The sequence below is a fragment of the Roseisolibacter sp. H3M3-2 genome, assembly GCF_029211165.1.
Classification (GTDB): domain Bacteria; phylum Gemmatimonadota; class Gemmatimonadetes; order Gemmatimonadales; family Gemmatimonadaceae; genus Roseisolibacter.
On the sequence record NZ_JARGEK010000178.1, the window covers coordinates 1 to 9,276 of the forward strand.

10 protein-coding genes are annotated in these 9,276 nt (G+C 75.8%); 5 read left to right on the plus strand and 5 right to left on the minus strand.

Translation table 11 applies throughout. The features are described from left to right. The 3 genes from PYV61_RS14775 to PYV61_RS14785 all read left to right on the plus strand — a co-directional run. Positions 1-630 (plus strand): alginate export family protein (locus PYV61_RS14775; RefSeq protein ID WP_275832855.1); only part of this gene is annotated, 630 nt, incomplete at its 5' end. Then, the gene (nrfH, locus tag PYV61_RS14780; protein WP_275832857.1) at positions 617-1,222 is read left to right on the plus strand and encodes a cytochrome c nitrite reductase small subunit; all 606 of its coding nucleotides are present in this window, start codon (positions 617-619) and stop codon (positions 1,220-1,222) included. The genes PYV61_RS14775 and nrfH, both read left to right, overlap by 14 nt. 51 nt (positions 1,223-1,273) lie before the next feature. Then, positions 1,274-2,794 (plus strand): ammonia-forming cytochrome c nitrite reductase subunit c552, encoded by a 1,521-nt coding sequence (locus PYV61_RS14785; RefSeq protein ID WP_275832859.1) that lies wholly within the window; start codon positions 1,274-1,276, stop codon positions 2,792-2,794. Here PYV61_RS14785 and PYV61_RS14790 read toward each other — a convergent pair. From PYV61_RS14790 to PYV61_RS14810, 5 genes are read right to left on the minus strand one after another with little or no spacing between them, the layout of a single operon-like run. Then, positions 2,784-3,512 carry a DUF899 domain-containing protein gene (locus PYV61_RS14790; RefSeq protein WP_275832861.1) on the minus strand — a complete coding sequence of 243 codons (729 nt, stop codon included), beginning with the start codon at positions 3,510-3,512 and terminating at the stop codon, positions 2,784-2,786. The two genes, PYV61_RS14785 and PYV61_RS14790, sit on opposite strands and share 11 nt — an antisense overlap. Beyond that, entirely contained in the window at positions 3,512-4,000 is a 489-nt protein-coding gene (locus PYV61_RS14795; protein WP_275832863.1) for an SRPBCC family protein, read from the minus strand. The genes PYV61_RS14790 and PYV61_RS14795 overlap by 1 nt, the downstream gene beginning before the upstream one ends. 29 nt (positions 4,001-4,029) lie before the next feature. Further along, entirely contained in the window at positions 4,030-4,338 is a 309-nt protein-coding gene (locus tag PYV61_RS14800) for a metalloregulator ArsR/SmtB family transcription factor (protein ID WP_275832865.1), read from the minus strand. Positions 4,339-4,370: 32 nt separating this feature from the next. Continuing rightward, complete coding sequence (locus PYV61_RS14805) at positions 4,371-6,011, minus strand: beta-N-acetylhexosaminidase (protein ID WP_275832867.1); 1,641 nt, start codon at positions 6,009-6,011, stop codon at positions 4,371-4,373. Positions 6,012-6,022: 11 nt separating this feature from the next. Next, positions 6,023-6,661 carry a TetR/AcrR family transcriptional regulator gene (locus tag PYV61_RS14810; protein ID WP_275832869.1) on the minus strand — a complete coding sequence of 213 codons (639 nt, stop codon included), beginning with the start codon at positions 6,659-6,661 and terminating at the stop codon, positions 6,023-6,025. 117 nt (positions 6,662-6,778) lie between these two features. On the opposite strand from PYV61_RS14810, the gene PYV61_RS14815 reads away from it, so the two are divergent. Then, complete coding sequence (locus PYV61_RS14815; RefSeq protein WP_275832871.1) at positions 6,779-8,263, plus strand: TolC family protein; 1,485 nt, start codon at positions 6,779-6,781, stop codon at positions 8,261-8,263. Positions 8,264-8,265: 2 nt separating this feature from the next. Further along, on the plus strand, positions 8,266-9,276 hold a 1,011-nt coding region (locus PYV61_RS14820; RefSeq protein WP_275832873.1), incomplete at its 3' end, for an efflux RND transporter periplasmic adaptor subunit.

A 9,276-nucleotide genomic window follows, 5' to 3' on the forward strand; every position in this document is an offset into this window, starting at 1 on the left:
CTGGGCGCGCACGCGCTGTGGGCGCGCGCGACGCCGGTCGGCACCGTGGACGGGGTGGCGTGGGGGGCGTGGCAGGCCGGCGACTGGGGGCGGCTCGACCACCGCGCCGCCGCCGGCGCGCTGGAGCTCGGGCTGCAGCCGGCCCTGCTGCCGTCGCTCCGCCCGTGGCTGCGCGTGTGGGCGTTCCACGGCGGCGGCGACCGGGACGCGGGCGACGCGCGCCACGGCACCTTCTTCAACGGGCTGCCGACGCCGCGCCCGTTCGCGCGCTTCCCTTTCCACAACCTGATGAACGTGTCGCAGCGGGCGGTGACGCTCGCCCTCCGACCGGGGACGCGGCTCGCGCTGCGGGGCGACCTGTCGTCGGTGCGCCTCGCGTCGGCCTCGGACCTCTGGTACGCGGGGGGCGGCGCGTTCGAGCGCGCGAGCTTCGGCTACGCCGGGCGTCCGACCGGCGGCGCGCGCGCGCTGGCCACGCTCGCCGACCTGAGCGCCGACCTGCGGCTGTCGCCGCGGCTCGGGCTGGCCGCGTACGTCGCGCGCGCCGCGGCCGGCGACGCCGTGCGCGCCGTCTACCCGGGGACGCGGCCGGCGTGGCTCTCGTACGTGGAGCTCGATGTCCGGCGCTGACCCGCGCGGCGCGCCGCCGCCCGACACCTCGCTCGGCATCCGGGCGCGGACGAAGTGGCTGCTGGCCGCCACCGTGGCGCTCGGGCTGGTGGCGGGGCTCGGCGCCTTCACCTTCGGCTTCGCGCGCGGCCACTCGTACCTCACCGACGACCCGGCCGCGTGCGCGAACTGCCACGTGATGGAGGACTACTACGCCGCGTGGACCAAGGGGAGCCACCGCGCGGTCGCGACGTGCAACTCGTGCCACACGCCGCACGGCCTCATGGGCAAGTACGCGACCAAGGCGCTCAACGGCTTCTGGCACTCGTTCTACTTCACCACGGGGAACTACCCCGACCCGATCCGCATCACGCCGCGCAACCGGCAGATCACCGAGCGCGCCTGCCGCGACTGCCACCAGGCGGTCACCGCGTCCATCACGCCGGGCGCGCACGTCGCGCCGTCGTCGCCGCAGGACCCGCGGGCGCGCGACGACGCGTGGCGCACCGGCGACGGCCGCATGCAGGCCGCCGCGCACGCCGCGACCGGCGAGGAGGACCGCTCCGCCTCCTGCGTCCGCTGCCACGCCGCCGTCGGCCACTGGGTGCGCTGACGCGCGCGCCCACGTCCCACGCCCACCGCCCACCGCCCACCCGACCCGCGCATGACGACGCCCCCCGCCGGCCCCACGCCCCCCGCCGCGGCGCCCGAGCGGCACCACCGCCGCGTCCGCGGCCGCTGGTTCGCGCTCGCGGCCGTCGTGGCGTTCGCCGGCGCGCTCGGCATCGGGGCGCTGCTGGCCAACATCGTCCGCCGCCAGGACGAGGCGCGCAACCCGTTCTACCGCGTCGTCGCGCTCGCCGACACCACCACCGACCCGGCGGTGTGGGGGCGCAACTTCCCGCAGCACTACGACGCCTACCGCCGCACCACCGACCAGGTGCGCACGCGCTACGGCGGGAGCGAGGCCGTGCCCCACGCCCCGACGCAGGGCGACCCGCGCACCGTCGTCGCGCAGTCGCGGCTGGAGGAGGACCCGCGCCTGGTCGAGTTCTGGCGCGGCTACGCGTTCTCCACCGACTTCCGCGAGGAGCGCGGGCACGCCTACGTCCTCATCGATCAGGAGTTCACGCGGCGCCAGCAGGCCACGCAGCAGCCGGGGACGTGCCTCAACTGCCACGCGTCGATGTACGCCACCTACACGCGGCTCGGGCGCGGCGACCTGCGCGCGGGGTTCGACAGCGTCAACAAGCTCCCGTACCAGGCGGCGCGGAAGGAGGTCACGCACCCGGTGGCGTGCGTCGACTGCCACGACGCGGGGACGATGCAGCTGCGCGTGACGCGCCCCGCCTTCATGGAGGGGATCCGGCTCGCCAAGGCGCGCCAGGGCGTGCAGGACTACCAGGTCAACCGCGACGCCACGCGGCAGGAGATGCGCACCTACGTCTGCGGCCAGTGCCACGTCGAGTACTACTTCCGCGGCCCGCAGAAGACGCTGACCTACCCGTGGGCCAAGGGGCTCACGGCCGACAGCATCATGGCGTACTACGACTCGACCGGGCACCGCGACTGGGCGCACGCCACCAGCGGCGCGCCTACGCTCAAGGCGCAGCACCCCGAGTTCGAGCTGTACAACCAGGGGGTGCACGCGCGCAGCGGCGTCGCCTGCGCGGACTGCCACATGCCGTACGTCCGCACCGGGGCGATGAAGATCAGCGACCACTGGGTGCGCAGCCCCGTGCTGAACGTCAACCGCGCCTGCCAGACGTGCCACAAGCAGAGCGAGGAGGAGCTGCGCGGGCGCGTCGAGACGATCCAGGGGCGCACCTTCGAGCTGCGCAACCTGGCGCTCGACGCGACGCTGGCGCTGTCGCGCGACATCCGCGCCGCGCTCGCCGCCGACAGCGCCAGCCCGCGCGTGGCGAAGGCGCGCCAGCACCACCGGCGCGCCCAGTTCTACACCGACTTCGTCGAGGCGGAGAACTCGATGGGCTTCCACGCCCCGCAGGAGGCGGCGCGCGTGCTCGGCCACGCGCTCAACGAGGCGCGGCTCGGGCAGGCGGCGCTCGCGGGGCTGAGCGCCGGCCCCGAGACCGCCGCGCCGCCGGCCGTGCGCGCCGTCGGGGCGACGCCGCGCACGGGGCCGGGGCGCGAGGGGGGCGCCGGCGGGACGGTCAGGCGGTGACGCCCGCCGCCGGGTAGCGGTCGCGGTGGCGCACCCACTGCATCGGGTGCGCCTCGTTGCGGCCGAGCGGCGTCATGTCGAGCAGGGTGTACGTGTTCAGCACCGCGTCCACCCCGCGCAGGTACGTCGAGTAGGTGTGGAACACCTCGTCGCCGTCGCGGAGGAAGACGCTGAACCCCGGCATGTCGGTCTCGTCGGGCGGGACCTCGCCGCGGGCGCGCAGCGCCGCCACCGGCTCGTAGTTGTACTCGCCGCTCCCGCGCGCCTCGTCGAGCGTCACGTGGTAGTCGTAGTTGAAGTCCGACTCCCCCGACGACACCCACGGGAAGCGCCACCCCATGCGCGCCTTGAACGCCTCGAGCTGCGCGAGCGGCGCCCGCGACACGGCCACGAACGCCGTGTCGGCCGCGCCGAGGTGGGCGAGCGCCCCCTCGACGTTGTCCATCACGTACGAGCAGCTGCGGCACCCCTGCGCCCACGTCGGGGCGAACATGAAGTGGTAGACCACGAGCTGCGTGCGGCCGCCGAACAGGTCGCGCAGCGTCGCCGGGCCGTCGGGCGTCTCGAACACGTAGGGCGCGTCGACGCGCACCATCGGCAGGGCGCGGCGCTCCTCGGCGATCGCGTCGCGGAGGCGCGTCGCCTCCTTCTCGCGCGCGAGGAGGGCGCGGCGGGCCGCCAGCCACTCCTCGCGCGAGGCTACGGGCGGGCGCGGCATCACCCGTCGAGGTAGGCGACCAGCCGCTTGCGCAGCTGCGACGTCCAGCCGCCGGTGTTGCCGGCCAGCGCGGTCGCGCGCCGCGCCTCGGGGAGCGCGTCGAAGCCGCTCTCGGTCACGCGCAGCAGCGTGCCCCCGTCGGCCGTGTCCTCCAGCGCGAACTCGACCAGCGTGCGCGTCTCGGCCGAGTAGTCGGCGCCGCGCTCCACCGCGTGCGGGTGCCAGCGCCAGGAGAAGCGCTCCTCGGGGACCACGTCGCCCACCAGCACGTCGAACACGACGTACTCGTAGCCGGGGATCGTGAACTGCGCCCGCACGTGCGCGCCCGGCGCGAACGTCCCGCCCGAGAGCCGCACGCCGAACCACGCCCCGAACTCCTCGGCGGTGGTGAGCGCGCGCCAGACGCGGGCGCGGGGCTGGCGGAGCACGACGTGCTCCTCGATGCGGTCGGTGCTGGCGGCGGGGGCGGCGGGGGCGGCGGCGGTCATGGCGGGGGCGGGTGGGGGTGGCGTGCCGCTCAGTTGTCGCGGTCGAGGTGCCGCTGCAGCGACGCGAGCCGGCCGCGCCAGAACTTCCGGTACGGCGCGAGCCACGCGTCGACCTCGGCCAGCGGCGCGGGACGCAGCGCGTACACGCGGCGCTGCGCGTCGACGCGCGCCTCCACGAGCCCCGCGTCGCGCAGCACGCGCAGATGCTTCGAGACGGCGGGCTGGCTCATGGCGAGCGCGTCCACCAGCTCGCCGACCGTGCGCTCCTGCTCCAGCAGCAGGTCGAGCACGCGGCGGCGGGTCGGCTCGGCGAGGACCTCGAACGGGGCGGTGGGCACGCCGATAGTATGCCGTGTTGGTTATATGCCTGTCAAGGCATGGTGTCTCGGCGGTAGCCGACGTCGAGCGCGTCCAGCCGCGCCAGGTGGCGCGCCAGCCGCGCGCGGAACCCCGCGAGGTCCTTCCGCGCGGCCGGCGTCCACACCACCTCGGCCAGCGCCGCGGCGCGCGGGAAGACCATGTACTCGGCGTGCCGCGTGGTCGGCACGTACTCCGTCCACAGCTGCCACTGCGCGCCGAGCACGCGCCGCGCCTGCGCCGCGTCGAGCTCGCGCGGGACGGGCTCGAAGGCGTAGACCGTGTCCACCGGGAGGAAGCCGCCGAACGCGGGGGGCTCGCGCGTCTGGTCGGTCGACTGGTACTGGTCGAAGTAGGTCCAGCGCCCCGGCGCCATGACGACGTCGTGCCCCGCGCGCGCGGCGGCGATCCCGCCCTGCGTGCCGCGCCACGACATGACCGTCGCGCCGGGGGCGAGCCCGCCCTCCAGGATCTCGTCCCACCCGACGAGGCGGCGCCCGCGCTGCGTGAGGAACGCGTCCATGCGGCGGATGAACCAGCTCTGCAGCTCGTGCTCGTCCTTCAGCCCGAGCTCCCGGATGCGCGCCTGGACGCGCGGGCTCGTCTTCCACAGGTCCTTCGCCGCCTCGTCGCCGCCGACGTGGACGAAGCGCGACGGGAAGATCGCGAGCACCTCGGTCAGCACGTCCTGCATGAAGGCGACGGTGCGCTCGTCGGCGTTCAGGATGTGCGGCGTCACCCCCCAGTTGGTCCACACGGGGATCGCCTCGCCGGTGACGCCCAGCTCGGGGTAGGCGGCGATCGCCGCGCGCGCGTGCCCCGGCATCTCGATCTCGGGGACGACGGCGACGTGGCGCGCCGCCGCGTAGGCGACGATCTCGCGCGCGTCGTCCTGCGTGTAGAAGCCGCCGTGCCGCGTGCCGTCGTACGTGTTGTTCGTCGTGTCGGTGTGCGGCTTCCCGACCAGCGTCGCGGCGCGCCACGCGCCGACCTCGGTGAGGCGCGGGTACTTCCGGATCGCCAGCCGCCACCCCTGGTCGTCGGTGAGGTGCCAGTGGAAGACGTTCAGCTTGTGGAGCGCGAGCAGGTCGATGTAGCGCTTCACGAACGCCTTCGGCATGAAGTGCCGCGCGACGTCGAGGTGCGCGCCGCGCCACGCGAACCGCGGCGCGTCCTCGATCTCGACGGCGGGCATCGTCCACGCGACGCCCGGGACGGGCGCGTCGCGGAACACCGCCGGCGGGAGGAGCTGCCGCATCGTCTGCGCGGCGTAGAACAGCCCCGCCTCCCCCGCGGCGCGCGCGACCACGCGCCCGGGGCGCACGCTGAGCCGGTATCCCTCCGGGCCGAGCGACGCGGCCAGCGCCGGGTCGCGCCGCAGCTCGATCACGTCGGTCGCCGGCGGCGCGCCGCCGGTGCGCACGGCGAGCGCGTACCCGGTCGCCGGCTCCAGCGCGCGCGCGAGCTGGCGTCCCTTGGCCGCGCTCGCGGCGTCGGTCCACACGACGGTACGCGGTCCGAGCGTGAAGGCGCCCGGGCGCGTCATGAGCGCGCGGGGGCGCGGGATGACGCCGAGCGACGCCTCGGCGGCCTGCGCGGCGAGCGCCGCCGGCGCGAGGAGCAGGAGGAGCGCGAGCGCGAGGGAGGCCGTCATGGCCGGCGAATCTACCGCCCCGCTCCCTCCTCGTAGGACGCGAGGTAGCCGTGGATCGCCCGCCGCAGCTCCTCCAGCAGCCGGCGGCGGCCCCCGGCGTCGGCGTGGAGCATCAGCGCGACCAGCCCGTCGCCGAGCCCCCGCGTGACGTCCACGCGCAGCGACAGCTCCGCGGCGGGGACGTCCGGGTAGCGGCGCGCGAAGGTGGCGAGGGTCGCCTCGCGCATGGCCGCGTCGACCGCGGCGTCCTTGGGGACGCGCTGGCCGGCGGCGTTCACCGACAGGAGGAAGATCGCCGGCCGCCGCTCGGTGAGCTCGATGAACGGCGCCAGCGACCGGTCGACGAACGTCGCGAGGTCGAGGCGCGCCCACTCGTCGGCGGTCGCCAGCATGGTCGCGGCGATCCCGCCGACCTCCTCCTCGAACCGCGCGCGCACCCCCTCGAAGAGCGCGTCCTTGGTCGGGAAGAAGTGGTAGATGGAGCCGACCGACGCCCCCGCCCGCCGGGCGATCTCCTGAATCGAGGCGGCCGCGGGACCGACCTCGGCCACGAGGCCCTCCGCGGCGTCGAGGATCTCGTCGACCCGCCGGCGGCCGCGCTCCTGCCGCGGCGCCCGCTGGGTGAGGATGTCGGAGGTCGGATCGGTCATGCGCTCACGTAACGCCGGTCTGATGCCGGGGAGAAGGTCGGCTTTCTAGTATTGACATTCTAGAACGACGATTCTACTGTAGGCAAGTAGAATCGCCGTTCTAATCCAAGCCGACCGATGCGCTCGCTCCTCATACTCGCCGCCGCCCTCCAGCCGCCGGCGCCCTGCACCCCCGAGCCGCCCTGCGCCGCCCCGACGGCGGCGGTCGCGGCCGCCGACAGCACGCCGCTCACCCTCGACCAGGCGCTCGCCCGGGCGCTCGGGCAGAGCCAGGAGGTCCGCCTCGCGAAGGCGCAGGTCGACCTCGCCGCGGCGCAGGTCACGGCCGCCCGCGCGCAGGCGCTCCCGCAGCTGAACGGGACGCTCTCGTACACGCGCACCTACGCCTCCCCCTTCAACACGGGCGGCGGGTTCTCCCTCCCCGACTCGATGCGCTTCGCCCCCGACTCGACCGGGTCGGTCGCGGAGCGGCTGCGCTACCTGGAGCAGAACGCCGGGCTGGCGGGGCTCGGCGGGATCGGCGGGCTGTTCGGCTCGCTCCCGCTGGGCCGTCCCAACGCCTACGTCGCCGGCGTCTCCGGCTCGCAGGTCCTCTACTCGGGCGGGCGCGTGGGCGCGGCGCTCAAGATCGCCGACAGCTACCGCGAGGCCGCGGGCTTCGAGTTCCGCGAGCAGGTCGCCGAGGTCGCGCTGCAGGTCCGCCGGGCCTACGTGCGCGCCGCGCTGTCGCAGCAGCTCGAGGCGATCGCGCAGGCGGCGCTCGACCAGGCGCTGCGCTTCCACGAGCAGCAGCGCCTCCGTCTCCAGGCCGGCACCGGCTCGGAGCTCGACGTGCTGCGCGCCGAGGTGTCGGCGGAGAACCTGCGCCCGCAGCTCGTCGAGGCGCGCAACGCCGCCGAGGTGGCGGTGCTCGACCTCAAGCGGCTGGTCGACCTTCCGCTGACGCGGCCCGTGAAGCTCACCACCGCGCTCGCCGCGCCGGCCGTCGTCGACACGCTCGGCGAGCCCGACCCGACCGCGGTGGCGGCGCAGCGCGCGTCGGTGTCGGCCGCCGAGCGGCAGGTCGAGATCCGGGCGCGCCAGGTGGACGTGGCGCGCGGCGCCTTCCTGCCGTCGGTGTCGCTGCAGGTGAACTACGGCGCGCAGAACCTCCCCGGCACGACGTTCGGTTTCAATGACACGCCGTGGCGCCGCGACGTCTCGGCGGCGGTGGGCGTGTCGGTGCCGCTGTTCACCGGCTTCCGCCGCACGGCGGAGCTGGAGCAGGCGCGCGTGGAGCTGGAGCGCTCGCGGCTGCAGCTCGGGCAGCTGAAGGAGGGCGTGCAGGTGCAGTACCAGCAGGCGCGCGGCGAGCGCCAGCGCGCGCTGAGCAGCATCGCCGCGCGGCAGCGCACCGTCGACCAGGCGCAGCGCGTCCACGACCTCACCGTGCTGCGCTTCGAGCGCGGGCTGGCGACGCAGCTCGAGGTGTCCGACGCGCGGCTCGCGCTGCTGCAGGCCCGCACCAACGTCGCGCAGGCGATCGCCGACTTCCACATCGCCGACGCGGGGGTCGAGCGCGCGCTCGGCGCCGCCCCGGCCGTCCCGACGCCCGCGCGCTGACCATGACCGCCACCCACGACCCGCACCGCGACCGCCCGATGTCCATCCCGACGACCCGCCGGCCGACCCTCTCCTCCCGCGCCGGCGCCGCGCTGCTGGCGGCGGCGACGCTCGCCGCGGCGGGGAGCGCCGGCAGCTCCGACGCGCGCGAGCCCGCGAAGCCCCCGGCGGCCGCGCCCCCCGCGCGCGGACCCCTCCTCGACGCGCAGGGCGTCGCCGAGGTGCGCGAGGCGCTGATCGGGAGCGCCGTCACGCTGGGCGGCCCCCTGCAGCCGAAGGAGACGGTGACGCTGCGCGAGCAGGTGCCAGGCACGATCGCCGACCTGCGCGCGGACCGCGGCACCCGCGTGCGGCGCGGCCAGCGGACGGCGACGATCCGCGCGGCCGGCGTGGTGAGCCAGGCCGCCGGCGCGCGCGCCGGCGTGGCCGCCGCGCAGGCCAACGTCACCGTCGCGCAGAAGCAGATGGAGGCCGCGCGCGAGCTGCACGGCGCCGGCGCCATGACGCAGATCGAGCGGCAGAGCGCCGAGGCGAGCCACGAGGCCGCGGTGGCGCAGCTGGCCGCGGCGCGCGCGCAGGCGACCAGCGCCGGCGAGGCGGCGGGGTTCACCGCCGTCACGGCGCCGCTCGACGGCGTGGTGAGCGCGCGGCAGCGGCAGGAGGGGGAGGCCGTGAACCCGGGGGACGAGCTGCTGACCGTCGTCGACGGGCGGGTGCTCGAGCTGTCGGGGCAGATCGGCGTCGCCGACGCGGCGCGCGTGAAGGTCGGGCAGCCGGTGACGTTCGCGCTCGACGCCTTCCCCGGCGAGGAGTTCCGCGGGCGCGTGGCGCGCGTGGACCCGGTGGCCGACGCGGGGACGCGGCAGGTCGGCGTGTACGTCGAGCTGGCCAACGCGAGCGGCCGGATTATCGGCGGGCAGTACGCGCGCGGGCGCATCGCCCTCGGCGCGGCGCGGGCGCTGGTGGTGCCGGCGACCGCGGTGCGCAGCGCGGCGGCCGACGGCGCCGGCGCG